The 18,853-nt window shown below is 70.8% G+C and carries 20 protein-coding genes; 14 read left to right on the top strand and 6 right to left on the bottom strand.

The window, feature by feature from the left end:
• Window positions 1-49 precede the first annotated feature (49 nt).
• Complete coding sequence (locus OP79_RS07825; RefSeq protein ID WP_033319396.1) at window positions 50-658, bottom strand: TetR/AcrR family transcriptional regulator; 609 nt, start codon at window positions 656-658, stop codon at window positions 50-52.
• Window positions 659-752: 94 nt separating this feature from the next.
• On the opposite strand from OP79_RS07825, the gene OP79_RS07820 reads away from it, so the two are divergent.
• Window positions 753-1,499: an SDR family NAD(P)-dependent oxidoreductase gene (locus tag OP79_RS07820; protein ID WP_033319265.1), complete on the top strand. Its 747-nt coding sequence runs from the start codon at window positions 753-755 to the stop codon at window positions 1,497-1,499.
• 228 nt (window positions 1,500-1,727) lie between these two features.
• Here the strand turns inward: OP79_RS07820 and OP79_RS55205 are convergent, their stop codons facing one another.
• Window positions 1,728-1,898 carry a hypothetical protein gene (locus OP79_RS55205; RefSeq protein ID WP_157857287.1) on the bottom strand — a complete coding sequence of 57 codons (171 nt, stop codon included), beginning with the start codon at window positions 1,896-1,898 and terminating at the stop codon, window positions 1,728-1,730.
• Here OP79_RS55205 and OP79_RS07815 point away from each other — a divergent pair.
• Together OP79_RS07815 and OP79_RS07810 are read left to right on the top strand one after the other, a co-directional pair.
• On the top strand, window positions 1,897-2,547 hold the full coding sequence (locus OP79_RS07815) for an HAD family hydrolase (protein WP_033319264.1): 651 nt from the start codon (window positions 1,897-1,899) through the stop codon (window positions 2,545-2,547). The genes OP79_RS55205 and OP79_RS07815 overlap by 2 nt on opposite strands.
• A gap of 39 nt (window positions 2,548-2,586) precedes the next feature.
• Window positions 2,587-3,288 (top strand): bleomycin resistance protein, encoded by a 702-nt coding sequence (locus tag OP79_RS07810; protein WP_033319263.1) that lies wholly within the window; start codon window positions 2,587-2,589, stop codon window positions 3,286-3,288.
• Here OP79_RS07810 and OP79_RS07805 read toward each other — a convergent pair.
• Window positions 3,285-4,484, bottom strand: a complete 1,200-nt coding sequence (locus tag OP79_RS07805; protein WP_033319262.1) for a CdaR family transcriptional regulator — start codon at window positions 4,482-4,484, stop codon at window positions 3,285-3,287. The genes OP79_RS07810 and OP79_RS07805 overlap by 4 nt on opposite strands.
• A gap of 203 nt (window positions 4,485-4,687) precedes the next feature.
• On the opposite strand from OP79_RS07805, the gene OP79_RS07800 reads away from it, so the two are divergent.
• The 5 genes from OP79_RS07800 (at window position 4,688) to OP79_RS07780 (ending at window position 10,564) form a co-directional block, all read left to right on the top strand.
• Window positions 4,688-5,620 carry a substrate-binding periplasmic protein gene (locus tag OP79_RS07800; protein WP_033319261.1) on the top strand — a complete coding sequence of 311 codons (933 nt, stop codon included), beginning with the start codon at window positions 4,688-4,690 and terminating at the stop codon, window positions 5,618-5,620.
• Window positions 5,621-5,629: 9 nt separating this feature from the next.
• Complete coding sequence (locus OP79_RS07795) at window positions 5,630-6,397, top strand: amino acid ABC transporter permease (RefSeq protein ID WP_051744489.1); 768 nt, start codon at window positions 5,630-5,632, stop codon at window positions 6,395-6,397.
• Window positions 6,394-7,191 (top strand): amino acid ABC transporter ATP-binding protein, encoded by a 798-nt coding sequence (locus OP79_RS07790; protein WP_033319260.1) that lies wholly within the window; start codon window positions 6,394-6,396, stop codon window positions 7,189-7,191. Before OP79_RS07795 ends, OP79_RS07790 begins: the two co-directional genes overlap by 4 nt.
• Window positions 7,188-8,486 (top strand): NAD(P)/FAD-dependent oxidoreductase, encoded by a 1,299-nt coding sequence (locus OP79_RS07785; protein WP_078491667.1) that lies wholly within the window; start codon window positions 7,188-7,190, stop codon window positions 8,484-8,486. The genes OP79_RS07790 and OP79_RS07785 overlap by 4 nt, the downstream gene beginning before the upstream one ends.
• Window positions 8,487-8,704: 218 nt before the next feature.
• Complete coding sequence (locus OP79_RS07780) at window positions 8,705-10,564, top strand: LuxR family transcriptional regulator AbsR2 (protein WP_033319259.1); 1,860 nt, start codon at window positions 8,705-8,707, stop codon at window positions 10,562-10,564.
• A 459-nt stretch (window positions 10,565-11,023) separates the two neighbouring features.
• On the opposite strand, the gene OP79_RS07775 is transcribed toward OP79_RS07780, so the two are convergent.
• Entirely contained in the window at window positions 11,024-13,588 is a 2,565-nt protein-coding gene (locus OP79_RS07775) for a CHAT domain-containing protein (protein ID WP_425428554.1), read from the bottom strand.
• Window positions 13,589-13,781: 193 nt separating this feature from the next.
• On the opposite strand from OP79_RS07775, the gene OP79_RS07770 reads away from it, so the two are divergent.
• From OP79_RS07770 to OP79_RS07760, 3 genes are read left to right on the top strand one after another with little or no spacing between them, the layout of a single operon-like run.
• Window positions 13,782-15,227: a S8/S53 family peptidase gene (locus tag OP79_RS07770; RefSeq protein ID WP_033319257.1), complete on the top strand. Its 1,446-nt coding sequence runs from the start codon at window positions 13,782-13,784 to the stop codon at window positions 15,225-15,227.
• A complete protein-coding gene (locus OP79_RS07765) occupies window positions 15,224-15,898 on the top strand; it encodes an RNA polymerase sigma factor (protein WP_078491666.1) in 675 nt (224 codons plus the stop codon). The genes OP79_RS07770 and OP79_RS07765 overlap by 4 nt, the downstream gene beginning before the upstream one ends.
• A complete protein-coding gene (locus tag OP79_RS07760; protein WP_033319256.1) occupies window positions 15,895-16,377 on the top strand; it encodes a hypothetical protein in 483 nt (160 codons plus the stop codon). Before OP79_RS07765 ends, OP79_RS07760 begins: the two co-directional genes overlap by 4 nt.
• A gap of 47 nt (window positions 16,378-16,424) precedes the next feature.
• Here the strand turns inward: OP79_RS07760 and OP79_RS07755 are convergent, their stop codons facing one another.
• Window positions 16,425-16,658 carry a hypothetical protein gene (locus OP79_RS07755; RefSeq protein WP_033319255.1) on the bottom strand — a complete coding sequence of 78 codons (234 nt, stop codon included), beginning with the start codon at window positions 16,656-16,658 and terminating at the stop codon, window positions 16,425-16,427.
• A 148-nt stretch (window positions 16,659-16,806) separates the two neighbouring features.
• Between OP79_RS07755 and OP79_RS07750 the strand changes: the two genes are divergently transcribed.
• From OP79_RS07750 to OP79_RS07740, 3 genes are all read left to right on the top strand, one after another.
• Window positions 16,807-17,268, top strand: coding sequence for a TIGR03668 family PPOX class F420-dependent oxidoreductase (locus tag OP79_RS07750; protein WP_033319254.1), 462 nt, complete (start codon window positions 16,807-16,809; stop codon window positions 17,266-17,268).
• A 110-nt stretch (window positions 17,269-17,378) separates the two neighbouring features.
• A complete protein-coding gene (locus tag OP79_RS07745) occupies window positions 17,379-17,798 on the top strand; it encodes a CBS domain-containing protein (protein WP_033319253.1) in 420 nt (139 codons plus the stop codon).
• A 46-nt stretch (window positions 17,799-17,844) separates the two neighbouring features.
• Window positions 17,845-18,390, top strand: a complete 546-nt coding sequence (locus tag OP79_RS07740; protein ID WP_033319252.1) for a DUF6886 family protein — start codon at window positions 17,845-17,847, stop codon at window positions 18,388-18,390.
• Between the two features lie 38 nt (window positions 18,391-18,428).
• On the opposite strand, the gene OP79_RS07735 is transcribed toward OP79_RS07740, so the two are convergent.
• Window positions 18,429-18,794, bottom strand: a complete 366-nt coding sequence (locus OP79_RS07735) for a cupin domain-containing protein (protein WP_033319392.1) — start codon at window positions 18,792-18,794, stop codon at window positions 18,429-18,431.
• Window positions 18,795-18,853: the final 59 nt, after the last annotated feature.

The following is an 18,853-nucleotide window of genomic DNA, read 5'->3' as shown; positions in this document are numbered from 1 at the left end:
TGTGGACGCGGCGGCAGCTGATCGACGGCGCACTCGGTCGTCAGGGCCGTCAGGCAGGTGGCCAACTTCGCAGGGCCATGTCGGCCACCTGCTGGAGGTCGTCGCGGGTGGTGCCGCTGGCGGCCTGGACGGCGATGCCGTTGGCCACGGTCATGAGGTAGCGGGCGAGTAGTTCGGGATCGGTGCCGGGGGGCAGGTCGCCTTCGTCGACGGCTTGCTTGAACCGGTCGCGGAGGAGGGAGGTGTGCTCGTTGCGCCAGGCGATGAGGTCGTCGCGGGCGTTGCGTCCCGGGTCGCCGGCGGCGAGGGATCCCTGGACGCCGAGGCATCCGGTGGGGCAGCCGGGGCGGGTGGTGGCCCGGACGGAGCCGTTCAGGAACGCGGTGGCCACCTGCCGGGCGGTCGGTTCCTGCAAGGCACGCGCTCCGTACGAGGCGGGGCCTTCGGTGTAGCGCTCCAGGGCCTTGCGGAACAGGTCCTCCTTGTTGCCGAAGGCCGCGTACATGCTGGTGCGGGTGATGCCCATGGCGCTGGTCAGGTCGGTGAGGCTGGCGCCTTCGTAGCCCTGTTCCCAGAAGACCCGCATGGCCTGTTCAAGGGCTTGGTCGGTGTCGAAGCCTCTCGGTCGGCCGATCGGTGCCTTCCGTCGCGTCTCCATGCGGTCGATCATACCTCTTCCGTACCGGTCGGTGCAGATGTGCTACGGTCCTTTTCGGTATCGATCGGTACTGAATTTTGTGGAGGTCATCGTTATGGGACAGCTGGAAGGCAAGACTGCCGTCGTCACCGGCGGCGGCACCGGGATCGGCCTGGCCACCGCCGTTCGGCTGGCGGCCGAGGGCGCGCACGTGTTCATCACAGGTCGGCGCAAGGACGTGCTGGACGCGGCCGTCGAGACCATCGGCCCGGCAGGGGCCACCGCGGTGATGGGTGATATCTCCGACCTGGCCGACCTGGACCGGCTCTACGACACGGTCCGCGCCCGGGGCCGGGGCCTGGACGTGTTGTTCGCCAATGCCGGCACCGCGTCGTTCGCGACGCTGCAGCAGGTCACCGAGGACCACTTCGAGGAGACTTTCGGCGTCAACGTCCGGGGCACGTTGTTCACGGTGCAGAAGGCGCTGCCGCTGCTCAACGACGGCGCGTCGGTGATCCTGAACTCCTCGGTGCGCGCCGATGACGGTGTCGCGGCGTTCGGCACGTATGCGGCCTCCAAGGCAGCGATACGGTCCTTCGCCCGGACCTGGGCCAACGAGCTCAAGGACCGCGGTATCCGGGTCAACGCGATCTCCCCGGGCACCATCGACACTCCTGGACTCGACGCCGTGGCCGCGGGAGACACGCCCCTCACCAAGTCACAGTTCGCCGCAGCTGTCCCACTGGGCCGGATCGGACACCCGAACGAGGTCGCCGACGTGGTGGCTTTCCTCGCTTCCGAGCAGAGCAGCTTCCTCCTCGGAGCCAACCTGTACGTCGACGGCGGCGAGAACCAGATCTGACCCACGGGCGACATCCGTCGCGCGATCACCAGCGGCGCCGTCACGAGCGGCGGCGATCCGTGACGGACCGAGACGCGACAAGCTCGCCATCCGCTACGAGACGACCATGCTGGTCGTAGTCCTCAACGAGTAGCTATGACCAGCACTTCCCAACAGACCCTAGTGCTGCGGGCGTAAGTTCAGCATGGGCACGTGCATCATGCCCCGGTCGCGGACCGTGACGGCTGCTCACCCGATCAGGCACCACAGTGCTTCGAGGAGCAGATCGCGCGGCGAGTCCGGGATCGAGCGCAGCACCGCCGCGGCCTCGTCGCGTCGGCCCTGGTCCAGAAGGATCAGGGGAGCCGACCGGCCGGAGATCATGAATGACGGGCGCTCTCGTGATCTACTGCCGATCATGCCGCTGCTGATGTTCGACCTCGACAACACTCTGGTCGACCGCGATGCGGCCTTCCGTCTCGCTGTCCAGGCGTTCCTGGCCGATCACGACCTGCCTGATTCCGATCTCACGTGGGTGATGACCCTCGACGCCAGCGGCTATACCGCCCGTCAGGACGTCGCGGCGGCCATGACCGACCGGTACGGGACCTTGGCACCCAGCACCGCCATCCGCGCCCTGCTCGACAACGGCGCGGCCGACCGCGTCGTGCTGACGGAGTCCTCACGCGAGGCCCTGGGTATGGCGCTGGCCGACGGCTGGACCTGTGTCATCGTCACAAACGGCCGTACCAGGCAGCAAGAAGCGAAGATCCGCAACACCGGACTCGACCAACTCGTCCACGGCTGGGCCGTCTCCGAGGAAGTCGGGTACAAAAAGCCCGGGCCGGAGATCTTCAGAGCGGCAGCGGCCGGCGTCGAAGGATCCCTCGTCGGCGCTTGGATGATCGGAGATTCACCGCACGCCGACATCGCGGGCGCGAACGCGCTCGGTCTGCGCAGCGTGTGGGTGCCGGGCGGCCGACCGTGGACCCAGGACTCGTACCGGCCCACCCATGTCGCTGAAGACGTCGCCTCCGCGGTCAACTGCGTCATCAATGCACCGAGATAATCTCCCCACTCCTATTCAACTTTGACTAGAGTGGTGGGTATGGCTGAGAAGACCATTCCGATCCTGCCGTGCCGGACCATCCAGCCCGTTCTCGACTTCTACACCGCCCTCGGGTTCGAGGTGACCTTCCAACAGACGAGCCCCAATCCGTACGCGGTCGTCGAGCGTGGCGACATCGAGCTGCAGTTCTTCGGCCTGAAGCGCTACGAGCCGACCGAGTCGTACAGCACGTGCTACGTACTGACCGATGACGTCGACGGGCTGCATGAGTCCTTCCGGACCGGACTCAAGGAGGCGTACGGGAAGATCCCGACCCGCGGGCTGCCGCGCATCGGGGCGCTGAAGGACATGTCGTACGGCATGCGGCAGTTCCTGGTGACCGATCCGGGCGGCAACTGCATCCGGATCGGGCAGCCGACAAGTGAGGACCAGCACCACCGGCCCGCGCCCAAGGAGACCTTCGCGCGGGCCCTGCATCACGCGTCACTCCTCGCGGACTCGAAGGAGGATCCGGCTGCCGCCGCGAAGGTCATCGACCGGGTGCTGTGTCTCGAGGACGAGCGCCCCACGCCCGTGCAGCTGCTGCGCCTCCTCGTACTGCGTGCGGATGTCGCCGGGCGCCTGGGTGACGGAGAGACTGCGACATCCGCACTCGCTGAGGCTGCCGCGGTTCAACTCAGCGCTCAGGAGCGGGAGTCGGTCCAGGACGACCTCGAGCGCCTCGCGGAGCTGCGGGCCTAGGAATCGCCGGCACGGGGTACGCCGCTACCCAACTGGTCGGCCAGACAGGCCAGATACAGAGCCATGGTGGTCCGGTGCTCACGCAGCGGACGGCCGGTGATCTGCTCGATCTTGTTCATGCGGTAGACGACGGTGTTGCGGTGGATGTGCAGGGCCGCGGAGGCCCGTACGAGGTTGAAGCCGCTCTCGCACCAGGCGGTGATCGTGTCGCGGAGTACCGGCCAGTCCGGCTGGGTGCGCAGGTCCGCGGCGGTGAGTGCCAGCAGGCGGTTGCGGGCGGGCTGGCCCACCGCCGCCAGGACCTGGTGGACGCGGAGGTCGGTGATCAGGTGGACGGGGGAGCCTCCCGTCACCCGGGCGCCGAGGCGGAGCGCGTCGCAGGCGTCCTGGTAGGAGTCGTGCAGGTCGCCGACCGAGGAGGCGGGTTCGCCGATGCCGGCGCGGGCGGCGAGGCCGTCCTGGGCGGCGATGACGTCGGTGACCCGGCGGCAGTCGCCGACCAGCGACGTCACCGGACGTCTGGCCGGTAGCCGGTGCAGTACGCCGATCCAGCCGGGCGCCGTGGTGGCGACGATGTCCTGGGGATCGGCGAAGACCTCGCGCACCGTGCGGAGCAGTTCCGAGCGGATCAGCGCCATGTCCCGGGTCGGCGCCCCCTGACGGCGGGCGCCCGCATCGGGCACGGTCACTTCGAACGCCACCGCCACCCGCCGAAGCCGCAGGTCGAAACCCAGCTCGGCGGCCCGGAACAGCAGGAACTCGCCTTCCACGACATGAGGGTCGTACGAGGCGATGTCGGCGAGCAGTTTCTCGGCCGCCCGCTCGGCGAGCAGCCGGGAGCGCAGCATCACCGACTCCCGCAGCAGAATCTCCGTCTGGCGCTTCACCAGGAGTCCGAAGCGGCGTACCTGGGCGGGCGTGCCCGTGATCCCGACCGTGCCCACCGCCTGCCCGTCCGTGACCAGCGGCAGGGTGACTCCGGGGCGTACTCCCCGCAGTTGGAGAGCCTGCGAGGTGTTGTGCGTGGCGGGCTCCTTCGTACGGATCACCTCGACGGACGCCTCGTGAAAAGTGCCGACCCGGCTGCTGTCGCCGCTGCCGATGACCGTGCCCTCCGCATCCGTGATCAGCACGTTGAAGCCGATGACCGCGGAGGTGTCCCCGGCGATCTCCTGCGCGAGAGACGGGCTCAGCATCAAGGCTCCTCCCGCCGCCAGGCCGCTGCCCGGATTGGACGCACCGTACAGTGCATCGAGCGATTTCGGCCATAAGTTCAGACGAAGTGACCGGTGACGTACCGCGAGCCGGTCCATAGCGTATGGGCTCTGTCACATCCCCCGCCGGGGCACAGCGAGGTGAACGGCGGACTCCTTCAGTGCCAAAACGGAAGGCCACGCCGATGACCCGTGTGCGCTCACTTGTCGCCGCTTTGTCCGCGACACTCCTGCTTTCGGCCACCGCCGCCTGCGGCTCGGACAGCGACGACGAACCGACCAACGTGTCCGCGAAGGCCGCCGGGCTCGGCACCCTCACGCCGGGCGTGCTCAAGGTGGCCGTCCAGCCGTACGCCCCGTACACCAGTGTCCAGGGCGACAAGATCGTCGGGCTGGACGGCGACATCCTCAACTACGCGGCGGACAAGCTGGGGTTGAAGGTCGAGCCCGAGGTCACGGACTTCGCCGGCATGCTCGCCGGAGTGCAGTCCCGCCGCGTGGACATCACCATCGGCGGTGTCGCCTGGTCCGAGGAGCGGCAGAAGCAGGGGCTGTTCACCGATCCGCCGTACTACTCGCCCCCGGCGATGGCCGTCAGGAACGGCAAGACGTACAAGACGGTCGACGACCTGAAGGGCCTGGAACTGGGCACCGTCGAGGGCTATGTCTGGGTCAAGTCGATCCAGGCCGTGCCCGACGCCAAGCTGCACGCCTACCCCGACGCCAACGGCGTCTTCGACGACCTCGGCGCGGGCCGCGTCGACGTCGGCTTCCTCGACCCGCTGATCATCATCGCGGCGCAGAAGGAACGCCCGGAGTTGAAGATCGAGACCCAGTACATGACGCCGCCGACCGCCGAGCAGGTGAAGGCGAAGCCCGCGTACGAGTACTTCCAGCCGTACCAGACCGGCTTCTACCTCCCCAAGAAGGCCACCAAGCTGGAGAAGGCGATCTCCGAGCAGATCGACGCCATGTACGAGAACGGCGAGATGGCCAAGCTCGTCGAGAAGTACGGCGGTGACCCGGAGCAGTTCCTCACGCCCGACGCCGCTGTCGCCCCCGCGCGCCAAGGCGTGGACCGGCCCGCCGACTGGACGCCCCCGTCCATCGCGAAGTGAGGGGCTGACATGTCCGGTCTCTTCCAAGTCCCTTGGTCCGACTACCAGTCCGACCTCGTCGACGCACTCTGGCGCACCATCTCCTACACCGTCGTGAGCTTCGTCGGCGCCGTACTCCTCGGCCTGGCCGTGGCCCTGCTCAGGCTGAGCAAGGTGTGGGCCGCGCGCGCCGTCGCCGCCGTCTACACCGAGGTCTTCAAGAACATTCCGCTCCTGGCCATCATCTTCCTGGCCTACTTCGGACTGGCCTCGACCGGGCTCAAGCTGGACGTGTTCACGGCCGGCTGCGTCAGTCTCATCGTCTTCTACGCCGCCTACCTGTCCGAGATCTTCCGCTCCGCGATCAGCGGGGTGCACGCCGGACAGACGGAGGCGGGGGAGGCTCTGGGACTGGGCAGGGCAGGCATCTTCGGCCAGGTGATCCTGCCGCAGGCCGTGCGGCAGGCACTGCCCGGCACGAACACCTTCCTCGTCGACCTGCTGAAGTCCACATCACTGCTGGTCACCATCTCCGCCGCCGAGCTGATGTCAGAGGGGCGACTGATCACCTCGTCGACCTTCCGCGCGCTGGAGGTGTACCTGGTCATCTCGGCCATCTACTTCGCCCTCTGCTACCCGCTCTCCCAGCTCCTCCTGCTGCTGGAGCGAAAGGTACGCGCGGGCGTCCCCCTGTCCCCGTGGCGACGGCGCCGGATGCGGGCCGCACGCGCACTGCTCGCGGCCGACCTCTCGGCCGGCACCGACCGCAAGACCGACCGGAAGAAGGCGGCGGTATGACCGAGCCCGTCACCACAGAGAAGACCGTCGCACCGGCCGCCACCACCGACGCCGTCGTACGAATCCAGGGCCTCAGCAAGTCCTTCGACGGCCGTCTCGTCCTCGACAACGTGAACCTGGAGGTCGACCGCGGCCGGATCGTCAGCGTCATCGGACAGAGCGGCGGCGGCAAGACGACCCTGATGCGCTGCGTCAACCTGCTGGAACGGCCGGACAGCGGCACGGTCGAGGTCGCCGGTGAAGTGGTGCACAACGGCGGCCGGATGGTCTGCCGCGACCTGCCCCGGCTGCGTCGTACGGTCGGCATGGTCTTCCAGCGGTTCAACCTGTTCCCGCATCTCACCGCCGTCGAGAACGTCGTTCTGGCGCAGCGCAAGGCGGGCGTCCCCGAACAGGAGGCGCTGGAGCGGGCCGTCACGCTGCTGCGCCGCGTCGGGGTGGCCCACCGCGGACTCGCCCAGCCCGAGCAGCTCTCCGGCGGTGAGCAGCAGCGCGTCGCCATCGCGAGGGCCCTCGCCCTCAAGCCCGAGGTGCTGCTCTTCGACGAACCCACCTCCTCCCTGGACCCCGAGGCCACCCGGGAGGTACTGAGCGTGATGCGGGAACTCGCCGCGGACGGAATGACGATGCTGCTGGTCACCCATGAACTGCCGTTCGCCCGCGAGGTGTCCGACCACGTCGTCTTCGTCGACGGCGGCCGGATCGTGGAGGAGGGCAGGCCCGAGGACGTCATCGACCACCCCGCCGGGGCTCGGACCCGGGAGTTCCTCGCCTCGTACGGACCCACGTCATGACCGGTGCATCCGGTGCGGCGGGCTCGCTCGGCGAGGGCCCCGTCGTGGTCGTCGGGGGCGGCGTCGTGGGACTGTGCACGGCGTACTACCTGGCCGCGGCCGGTCTTCCGGTGGAGGTCGTCGAGCGGCGCGGGCTGGGCTCCGGGGCCTCCCGGGGCAACGCGGGATGGGTCTGCCTCAGCCATTCCACGCCCGTCCCGGCGCCCGGAGTGGTGCGCTACGCCCTCCGCTCGCTGGGCCAGCCGGACTCGCCGCTCTATCTGCGGCCCCTGCCGGATCCGGCGTTCGTACGGTGGCTGTGGCGGTTCTGGCGCAGCAGCACACCGGCCGCCTTCCGGCGCGGTTACGCGGCGATCGCCGAGCTGAACCGCGACACCTTCGACCTCTTCGACGGCCTGCGCGAGAACGGTGTCGCCACGACGCTGACCCGCCCCGGCATGGTGCACGCCTTCCTGTCGCCGACCGAGGCCCGCCACCATCTCGCGATCCAGCGGCAGATGGCGGACGGCCGTTACCCGATGCCCGACGACGTCACCACCGGCCCCGAGGCACATCTGCTGGACGACGCGCTGTCGCCCGGGGTGCGCGCGGCCTACCTCGTCGAGGGGGAGGGCGTGGTCGATCCGGAGGCGTTCGCCCAGGGGCTGGGGGAGGCGCTGGCCGACGCGGGGGTGAAGGTCCACGAGAACGCGGAGGCCACCGGGTTCCGGTCGAGCGCGGGGCGCATCGCCGCGCTGCGGACCACCCAGGGCGAGATTCCCTGTGCGGCCGTCGTCGTCGCGGCCGGGATGCACTCGCCGCACCTGCTGCGCTCACTGGGACAGCCGCTGCCGCTCCAGGCGGGCAAGGGCTACAGCTTCTCGGTGGAGCTGGACCGGGCGCCCCGGCACACGCTGTACTTCGGCGAGCGCAGGGCCGTCGCCTCACCGATCGGCGGCACCACGCGGATCGGCGGCACGATGGAGCTGAGCGGCAACAACAACCGGCTCGACTGGCGCCGTATCGTCGCCGTCGCCCTCGCCAGCCGGCACTACCTGGGCCGTTGGTTCGACGACCCGGACGACCTGGTCGGCCTGATCCGCGACCCCTGGGTCGGCGGGCGGCCGTTCCTTCCCGACGGGCTCCCGGTGATCGACCGCGTACCCGGCCACCACAACGCCTTCGCGGCCACCGGCCACGGCATGCTCGGCGTCACGCTCGGCCCGGCCACCGGGCACCAGCTCGCCGAGTACATCCGCACCGGTCGGCGGCCCGAGGCACTTGCGCCCTTCCGTTTCGACCGGCTGATCCGCTGACACGCTGTGGCGTGCGGCTTCGCGTCGGAGCCTCCGGGCGTGGTCGAGGACGTCGCCCTCCCCCATGAAGGCGACGTCCTCGACCGCTCCCCCGGGTGCCGGAACATGGCCTGCGGTCTGCGCACAGGATGCCGCCTGCCACCTGCCGGGCGCCTGAGTCGAGGGGTACTCAAGTCACCCTGTATCAGGGATGAGTAGCCCGGCTCTTCTTGTACGTGATGACTTACGAACGGGACGCGAAGACCCTGGAACTGCCCTGGCCGTTCACCGGACGCGAAGGCGAACTGGACCTGATCCGCAGCTCGCTGTCCGCCGGACGGCACGGCATCGTGGTGACGGGCCCCGCGGGCTGCGGCAAGACCCGGCTCGTCACTCAGGCCGTCCGCGACACCGGCTGCGCGAAGGTGACGGGGACACCGCAGACCCGGCAGCTGCCCTTCGCGGCGTTCGCGCACCTGCTGCCGGAGACGGCCTCCCTGCACCGCGCCGTCCAACTGCTGGCGGACGTACGGCTGTTGCTCGTGGACGACGCACATCTGCTGGACGATGCCTCGGCCGCGCTGGTCCACCAGCTGGCCGTGCACGGACGTACTCGCCTGCTCGTCGTCGTGACGGACGGCGAGCCGGTCCCCGGCGCGGTCTCCCGGCTGTGGACCGGAGAGCTGCTGCCGCGCCTCGGCCTGGAGCCGCTGCCGCGTGAGGACCTGACACAGCTCGTGGCCGCGGGCGCCGGCGGTGCGGCGGAGCCGCTCACCGTGAACCGGCTGCACCGGCTGTGCCAGGGGGACCTGCGGCTGCTGCGCGCCTTGCTCGGCGCGCTGCGCGAGCGCGGACTGCCGACCCGGGGGTCCGACGCGTGGGCCTGGCGGGGTCCGGTGCCGGTGACCGCGACCCTGCGCGAACGTACCGCGAAGGCCCTGGACCGGCCCCACCCGGACGAACGGGCGGTCCTCGAAAGGCTCGCGTTCAGCGAACCCTTGCCCCTCGATGTCGCCGAGCTGGACCTACGGATCCTCGAACTCCTCGAAGCGCAGGGACTGGTGGCCATCGACGGCCACTCCTCGGTCCGCCTCGCACACCCTCTCCATGGCCCGGTGCTCCGCTCCGAGGCCGGACAACTGCGGGCCAGGCGGCTGGCCCGTACGCCGTCCCGGTGCGGCCCGGCCCTCGACGCGGAGGCCGCCACTTTGGCGCAGCGGATCGAGCAGGCAGACGTACGGGACGTGCCGACGCCGATCGGGGACTGGTTGACCGGAGAGGGCGCGGGCCCGGACAGCTCGGTCCCGGCCGGGTACGCGGCGGTGCGTGCCCGGTACGCACGGCTGCGCGGAGAGCTGCGCGAGGCCATGGTATGGGCGCGCGAAGGCCTGCGGGCGGCTCCGGAGGACCTGGGCTGCCGTGCCGAACTGGCCCTGGCCGACGCCCAGTCAGGTAACACGACGGCCGCTCTCGAGATGCTCGCGGCAGATCCGTCGCCAGGCGGGGCGAACACCTGGCTGATGGCTGCCCGAGGTGACACCGCCGGAGTACTGGAGTCGATCACGGGGGACGACGCCTACGCCCTGTACAACGCGGTGCGCCTCGGCGAACCCGCCCTGGTCACAGACAGGTTGGCCCGGCTTCCCGGCGAACCCGCCGCCCTGCTGGCCCAGCACGCGGACGCACTCACCCGGGGTGACGGCCCGGCCCTGGACCGAGCCGCCGAACGCCTGGAACAGCGCGGCTTCCTGCTCTTCGCAGCCGAAGCACATACGCAGGCCGCGTCGGCGCACCGCGACCCGCGTGCCGCCCGCATGTCGCGTACGCGCGCCGTCACCCTGGCCCGGCGCTGCCAGGGAGCCCGCACCCCGGCACTCTCCGGCCTGGTCCTGGGCGAACTCACCGTCCGCCAGCGGCAGGTCGTCACCCTCGCCGCCGCCGGCCTGAGCAACCGCGAGATCGCGGACCGGCTGACCTTGTCGATCCGCACCGTCGGCAACCACCTCCACAGCGCCTACACCCGACTCGGCGCGACCGACCGCGGCTCCCTGCCCCGGCTCGTACACGACCCGGAGGGAGCGGACGCCTGGTCGGCGTGACGGCTGCCTCCGGCGGTTGAGCAGGGCGCCTACCGGGTGGGTGGGTTCGGTTCGTTGGCGACTGCGGGTTGGTGGGTGGTTGCTCGCGCAGTTCCCCGCGCCCCTTAGGTCCGTGCGTGGGTCGGGGCCGTGGGCCGGTGCGTCAGCCCGTCGCCGACAGGGCATACGGCCCTGGCCTGGTACAAGGTCCTGGTTCTCCGAGACCGAAGCTACGCGACGGGCATACGACGCACCGGCCCACGCCCCCTCCCGCCGGAGGGAAGCCGCGGGGAGTCGGGGGTGCGGGCTCGCGCGGGACGTGTGCTCTTCGGGGTATGGGCAGTCGCAGGCTTTTCAGGGGCGCGGGGCTGTATCAATGTGCGGCTCCGCCGCGTGGGCGCGACCAGCCACAGACGGCCCGCACTCGCCAATGCACCGAACCCACCACCTCCGTAGGCGCCCCGCCCAACCGCCGGAGGCTCAAGCGGCGCCGAACGCCGTAAACGCCCACCCCGTCCCCTGATGCACCGCATCCCCCGGCAGCGCCGCACGCGCGTCCCGGAGGGACTCGGCCAGGGACAGACCGGAACTCAGCCCCTTGTGCAGGGCAAGCATCAACGGCACCACCGTGGCGTCGTTGACGGGAACGCTGCTCGCCACGACGCCCGCTGTGCCCAGCGGAAGCAGGGCCGAGACCAGGCCGAGTACCTCATCGGCCCCGACCGACGCGAGGCGGCCGGTGTCGCAGCTGGACAGGATGATGCGATACGGGCTGCGGTTGAGGCGTTCGAAGTCGTGCACGATCAGCGGGCCGTCGGCCATCCGCAGGGAGGAGAAGAGGGGGCTGTCCGCGCGGAACGTACCGTGCGCGGCGATATGGGCGAGCACGGCGCCGTCGAGCGAGTCCAGTACGCGGGGCACCCGGGCCTCGTCACCTTCCAGTACGGTCGCTGTGCCGTAGCGGTCGGCGAGTTCGGGCACCTCCGCGCCGCCGGTCGCCAGGCCGGGGCCGCGAACCAGTACATGCCCTCCGTCCGGCGGCGGCTCGGTCTCAACAGCCCGCAGCCAGCTGCTCGCCGACGGCGAGACGCTCACCACACGCTCGCGCAGCGAGGGCAGCAGCGCCCACGGCACGCGGTGCAGCCTGGCCGGCGGCACCACCACGAGCGGGCCCGGGCCCAGGTGGGAGACGGCCGGGCCCAGCAACAGCTCCTCCAGCCGCCGCCCCGCGGCCTCGAGCACCGGGAGCCTGCCCTCCGCCCCGGGATGGGCAAGGCGTCGAAGGCCGGCCTGCACATGCTCTACCTCGGCCAGCGCGTCCGTGAGCGGCCCGCCCTCAAACCGCCGTACGCGGCCCTCGCCACAGAGCAGCACCTGTACCCGCCCGCCGAGCTCGGCGATCTCGACCAGCCGCCCCCCGCCCAGCCGCTCCAGCAGCCTGCCGGGATCGAACCGATGCCCGTCGCCCGGCACCGCACCGCGCATACGCAGCGTCCAGGACCGTATCTCCCGCTCAAGACGCCGCTGTTCACGTTCCAGCGCCGGCACCGGCCGCCCGTCGACGCGGGCCGCCTCCGCCCGGGCGGCGATCTCCCGGAAGGCGGTGAGATTCCGCGACAGGGCCGGATCGGCGGGCGGCCGGGTGGGCGGAGCCGAGAGCACCGTGGCCCGCCAGCGTTCGCTCCACACCAGTAACCGCCGCGGCCCGCCGGAGACCAGGCTGGCCCGCTGAGCCAGCGCGGCGAGCTCCGCGCCCTGCGCGGTCGCCCGGGCGCGCAACTCGGAGGCACCGAGCGTCATCCGGTGGTCGTCGAGCACATCGAGTCCACGCCGGCAGGCCTCCAGTACACCCCGGCTGGAACCGGCCGCCTCGGCCCGCAGCGCCTGCGCGGCCCAGCCCGTCATCCGCGCCAGCGGCGGCCCGCTCCGTCGGCTGCGCGCGGCCACGTCCAGATGCCGCTCGGCCTCGGCCCGCCGGCCCAGGCGCAGCGCGATTCGCCCCGCGAGCAGCGACGCCTCGGGCGCGGCCGGCGAGCCGCATTCCGTCAGCCGCCCGGCCACGGCCGCGGCATCGGCGACCAGCCGCCCCGATGTACGCCCGGCTGCCAACCGCGCCTCGAGCAGCACCAGTTGGGCATGCGTCTCCCACCAGGCGCGCTGCTGGCCCGCGAAGAGGCGTACGGCATCGGCCGCCCGCGCGGTCGCGGTGTCCGGATCGCCCGCGAGGCGGGCGGCACGGGCGGCGGCCAGCAGCAACTCCGCCTTGCGGGTGGTCTGGCCGCCGATGCGGTCGAGCACAGCGATCGCCGCGTCGGCCTCGGCCAGCGCCTCGGGCGCGAGACCGGCAGCCATCAGGACCTCGCAACGACGGATGTAGAACACGAACACCGGGGTGCCCAGCTTCGCGTACCGCTCCTCGGCCTCGTCGAACAGGCGCAGCGCTGCGGGGATATCGCCAGAGCGGAAGGCGGCCAGCGCCCGGCTCTCCACGACATCGGCCTTGTCGTGCTCCTGGCCGGTGGTGTCCCACAGCCGCTGAGCCGCCGTGAAGTCGGCCTCGGCCCGCTCCACCGCGCCGAGCGCCAGATGCACGGTGGCACGCAGCGTCAGGGCGCGCGCCGTCCAGATCACATCGCCCGCCTGCCTCAGCACGGGCGTCGCCCGGCGCACATCGTCCAGCGCCTCACGATGGTGCCCCAGCACCCACCACACGTACGCCCGCCGGTACAGGACACGGGCGCGGGTGTGCCCCGTGCCCCGCGCGACGCCCCGCTCGAGCGCGGCAAGACCCTGCCGCGTACGACCGGCGTGGACCAGCGCCACCCCCAGCGTGCCGAGGACGTCCGCCTCCCGGTCGGCCGAACCCGACCGTGCCGCGAGATCACGGGCGCGCCGCAGATGCCGCAGCGCGACCCGCAGATCACCGAAGTCCCGCTGCCACATACCGATCACATGGTGGGCGACAGAGGCGTGCAGCGGCGAAGGATCGCCGTCGAGCACCGCCTCCGCCCGCGCCAGCGCCTCGCCCGGGCGGGCGAACACCATCGGGAGCAGCTCGAAAATCGTGTCGCTTCCGCCTGTCACTCAAAGGATGCTAGGGCCGCGGGCAGTGCGGCAGACAGGTGTGACGCCGAATCGGCCGTCACCGCTGCCGAATCGGTCAACCAGCGCCGCTGTATCAATCAGCTGTCATCCGGCTCTGATTGACGACCCGTCGGCCGAAGGGGAGGGACACGCCATGGCACCACAGCGATTCCAGGAGCAGTTCGACCAGGTCCGGCGCGCGATGCCGGACGTCCCCCTGGCGATGGGGCCGGACGACTCCGCCGAGTTCTTCTACGAGCAGGGCGTCGTCCTGGCCCGTGACGGCGAGGACGCACGGATCGTCGAGGACACCCTGCGGGCACGGTCCGCCGACATCCCGGGCCTCAGCACGGACAGCGTCCGCAGGGCAGGACCGGAGACGAACCGGTCGGGCATCACCCGTATCCAGGTGGGCGACCCGGCGGCAGGCATCCGATCGGGATCGGGCGACCGTACCGTCGCGGGGGCGCTGCGGGCCATGCGCGAGGTGGAGGGCCGGGCCGAACGCCGCCTGGTGAGCCGCAACCACGTCGTGACGATCGCGGTCAACGCCTGCCCCGGCGACGAACCCGTGCCCGGCCGGCCCACCGTCACTGCCAACCCGGCGCCGGCGGAAACGGCGTACGTCCCCGAGACCGCCGTCGGCGTCCTGGTCATCGACACCGGACTCATGCACGACTACCGGTCGTACCCGCTGCTGGCGCACGTTCAGGGCGACGGCGCGCTCGCCGAGACCGACGACCAGGGCTTCCTCAAGCAGTACGTCGGCCACGGCACGTTCATCGCGGGCCTCGTCGCGGCGGTCGCCCCCAACACCGACATCACCGTACGGGGGACCCTCGGCGACGTCGGCGCCATCCTGGAGTCCGAGTTCGGCGACAAGCTCTTCGAGGCCGTCGACCAGGACGGCTGGCCCGACCTCATCAGCCTCTCCGCCGGCACGTCGAACGGCGGCACCGACGGCCTGCTCGGCCTGGAGCGCTTCATGGAGGAACTGCGCGACCAGCCCCGTACGTTGCTGGTCGCGGCGGCCGGCAACAACGCCAGCGCCACCCCCTTCTGGCCCGCCGCCTACGCCGACGTCCCCGGCTACGAGGACGTGGTGCTGTCGGTCGGAGCGCTGCGCGGCGACGGCGAGTTCGGCGCCTGCTTCAGCAATCACGGCCCCTGGGTGAAGATCTATGCGCCGGGGGAGCGGCTGACCAGTTCGCTCACCGGTTTCGACGTCCCCGTTCCGTACGTGTACCAGCACTCCACGTACGACGCCTGCCGGCACGGCTTCGCCTACGTCTGCACCTGCCAACACCCCCAGCACATCGGCGTGTTGAGCGAGGAGCAGCAGCCCAAGCCCGCCAAGCCGGAGCAGGTGATGTTCGAGGGGCTCGCGCAGTGGAGCGGAACCTCGTTCGCGACCCCGGTGACCGCCGCGATGATCGCCGCCCATATGACGGCGCACAAGGAGAGCGATCCCCGGGCCGCTCGGCGGCAGCTGCTGTCGGCGAACCGCGACCACGCGGAGGTACGTGGCGTCGTTGTGCCCGCGCTGCGCCCGCCGACCTGGGCCCCCGTCCCGGTCGCCACGCCCTCCGCGACGGCATGACCTCCTGCTCGGGCACGGTGCTCTTGTCCCGGATCACGGTCGGAATCCCTCACTCCGCGGCGTACGATGACTTGCCGTACACGAGGGGTGGGGCCGTGGACCGTGACGCTGTCGGTGCGCTCGTCCAGTCCGCCGCCGACGGGGACGCGGCGGCCTGGAAAGCGCTGGTGGACGGGCTGAGCCCGCTGGTGTGGTCCGTCGTACGCGCGCACCGGCTCTCCGACGCCGACGCGCACGAGGTGTACCAGACCGCCTGGTTCCGCTTCGCCCAGCACCTCGACCGGATCCGCGAACCGCACAAGGCCGGCTCCTGGCTCGCGAGCACCGCGCGTCACGAGTGCCTGAAGGTCATCAAGAGCACCAGACGGCTGACTCCCACGGACGATCCCCAGGTACTCGACGGGATCAGCGAGGACCGTACGCCCGAGGAGTCGCTGATCGAATCCGAGGAGGCCGCCGCGGAGGCGGAACGCATTCGCCGGATGTGGCAGGAGTTCGAGGAACTGGGCGACCGCTGCCGGGAGTTGCTCCGCGTGCTGATGGCCTCCCCGCCGCCCAGCTACCAGGAGGTGTCCGGCGCGCTGGGTATCGCCGTGGGCAGCATCGGACCCCTGCGTCAGCGCTGCCTGCGTCGGCTGCGTGCGCGTCTGGTCGCCCGGGGGGTGCGGTGAACGACGACGTTGGCAACGACGGCTTCGACGAGGCCGCTCAGGACGACGCCCTCGAGGAGGCGTTGCGCCAGGCCGCCGCCATTCTGGACCCGGTGCCCGCCGAGCTGCGGCACCTCGCCGTCGAGGCCTATGCCCTGCATGCGCTTCGCGATTTAGACGCGCGGCTCGCCGAGTTGACGTTCGACTCGCTCGTCGACGCCATCCCGGTCCGGGGTGCGGACGTGCCCAGGATGCTGACCTTCAGCACGGGGGACCTCACCGTCGACATAGAGGTGACCGCCGAGGGGCTGACGGGCCAGGTGCTGCCGCCGCAGCCCGCCCGGATCGAGATCCTGGGCACCGTGCAGTCGACGGCGACCGGTACGGTCACGGCCGACGAGATGGGCCGCTTCCTCTGCGATCTGCTCCTCACCGGCCCGTTCGCCCTACGGCTGCGGACCGACGAGGAGGTCGTGGTGACGGAGTGGCTGCGCGTCTGAATCCGGCGTCGTGCTCAGGTGCTGGTGCCGCATTCCGGTCATTCCCGTCAGGCGAACCAGCCCTGCGAACCTGGCTGTGAACCGGGCTGCTGGGCACGGGAGTCGGGAGCGGGGACGGGGGCGGGAGCAGTGGGGGAGAGGGGCGGCCGGCCGGCGGGCGAGGGGCCCCCGTCGGCGATCCAGCCGAGTTCGCTCTGGAGCCGGCGGGCCTCGCTGCGGACCTGGAGCGGAATGTCGCCGCGTTCGGAGATCAGTTGGTCGTAGATCGGTGCGTCGTGCACGAGCGGTGCATCTCCTCAGGTCGGTACGTCACCCCAACCGTAAGGCCGCCCCGCCCCGGCGTCGGAGGTACCCCCGGCTCGGCCAGAACCAGAAGCCGCGCGACCATGGACGGACACCGAGCCGAACAAAGGCGGACGGAGGCTCCTCATGCCGGTCATGGACGAGGCTGAGGCGCGGCGGCGGTTCGCCGAGGCCCCGGTGGCACGCCTGGCGACCTCGGACGCCGAGGGGCGTCCGTATCTGGTACCGCTCGTGTTCGCCCAGCGCGGCGACGAGATCGTCACCGCCATCGACTGGAAGCCGAAGCGGCCGGGCCGTGTGAAGCGGCTGGACAACATCGCCGTCCGCCCGGAGGTGTGTCTGCTGGTGGACGAGTACGACGACGACTGGGACCGGCTGTGGTGGGTACGGGCGGACGGCACCGCCCGGGTCGTGCCGCCGGGCGCTCCGGAAAGAGACGCGCGGGACGAGTACGCCACCGCGGTGGAGCTGCTGCGCCAGAAGTACGCCCAGTATCGTCAACGGCCCCCCGACGGACCGGTGATCGTCATCTCCGTACGACGGTGGCACGGTTGGCGCGCCCGTTCCGATGAGCCCACCGGCCGATGACACGGTCCGGATGACCTGGCACGGGAGCGTGCTTGGAGACGGATCCTGCGGGTACTTGGTCGGTCCAGCGGCGGCTGGGGATGTCGCCGCCCGTTCACCGGAGGACAGCGATGGCTCAGAAAGTCCGCGAGATCATGACGAGTGCCCCCGTCGCGGTGGGCACGCGCACCGCGGTCAGCGAGGTCGCGCACCGGATGCGTGACGAGAACATAGGCGCGGTGCTGGTCGCCGAGGGCGACGAACTGCGCGGACTGGTCACCGACCGGGACCTCGTGGTGCGCGTACTCGCCGAGGACAAGAACCCCGCCGACACGACCGTGCAGTCCGCCTGCAGCCCGGAACTCGTCACCGTCACCCCTGACGACGAGGTGGGTCGCGCCGTGCAGTTGATGCGCGAACACTCGCTGCGCCGGCTCCCGGTCGTCGAGGGCAAGCACCCCGTGGGGATCGTCGCCCTGGGCGACCTCGCCATGGAACGTGACCCCGAGTCCGCGCTCGGCGACATCAGCGCGGCCCGCCCCAACGAGTGACGCGCGACCGCCCCTGGGCGGTGGGGTGCTGCGGTAGAACCAGTACATGCGCCCACGACCCGGCGAGGTACTGCACTTCTCGGAAGACCCCACGATCACCGAGTTCCGACCGCACGTCGCCGCCACCGCCCAGCAGACGGAGGCCTACGTATGGGCCGTCGACCATGACCGAGCGCCGGACTACTGGTTTCCCCGGCAGTGCCCGCGGGCCATGGCCTGGACCGTGCCGAGCACATCGCCGTCCGACCGGGAACGCATCCTCGGTCCGGGCGGCGGCGAGCGCGTCCATGCGATCGAGTACGGCTGGGTGGAACGGTTCCTGAACGGCCGACTGTTCGCCTACCGGTTCTCCGCCGACGCCTTCCGGCCGTTCGGCGAACCGGCACCGCACGCTTTCGTCGCGAGCGAGCCCGTCGAACCGCTCGGCCCACCCGAGCCGGTCGGCGACCTGCTCCAGCTCCACCGGGACGCCGGAATCCAGCTGCGCGTACTCGACAACCTCTGGGATTTCTGGGACGCCGTGATCACCAGCACACTGGGATTCAGCGGCATCCGCCTGCGCAACGCGACGACCAGGCCCGTACGCGACTGACGTAACTGATTGCGTATCCGACCGGGACCGACGCCCGGCTATCCCTCCTTGGCCTTCGCGTACTCCTGGGCCATGCCGCCCGCGAAGTCGTACGCGATCACTGCTTCGTCACCCACGACCCAGGCGTCATGCCCGGGCGGGACCACGAAGACATCGCCGGGTCCGACCTCGCTCTCGGCGCCGTCGTCCATGCGGACGCGCATCCGTCCCTGGACGACATAGCCGTTGTGATGGACCTGGCAGCTCTCGGTCCCCGCGATCGGAGCCACGGACTCGGACCAGCGCCAGCCGGGCTCGAAGGTTGCCACGGCGAAGTCCAGCCCGGTGAGGTGGACGGCTTCGAGGTGGCCCCTGGGGAAATCGCGTCGCTCATCCGGCTTTTCGACCGTCTTGACCTCGATCATCGTGCTTCCCTCCATCGCGGCCATGCCCAGCACTCTCGCGGGCCTCCACTACATCGTCT

Origin of the sequence: Streptomyces yerevanensis (assembly GCF_000716805.1) — a bacterium.
GTDB classification, from domain to species: domain Bacteria; phylum Actinomycetota; class Actinomycetes; order Streptomycetales; family Streptomycetaceae; genus Streptomyces; species Streptomyces flaveus.
This window is presented reverse-complemented; position numbering and strand designations above follow the sequence as displayed.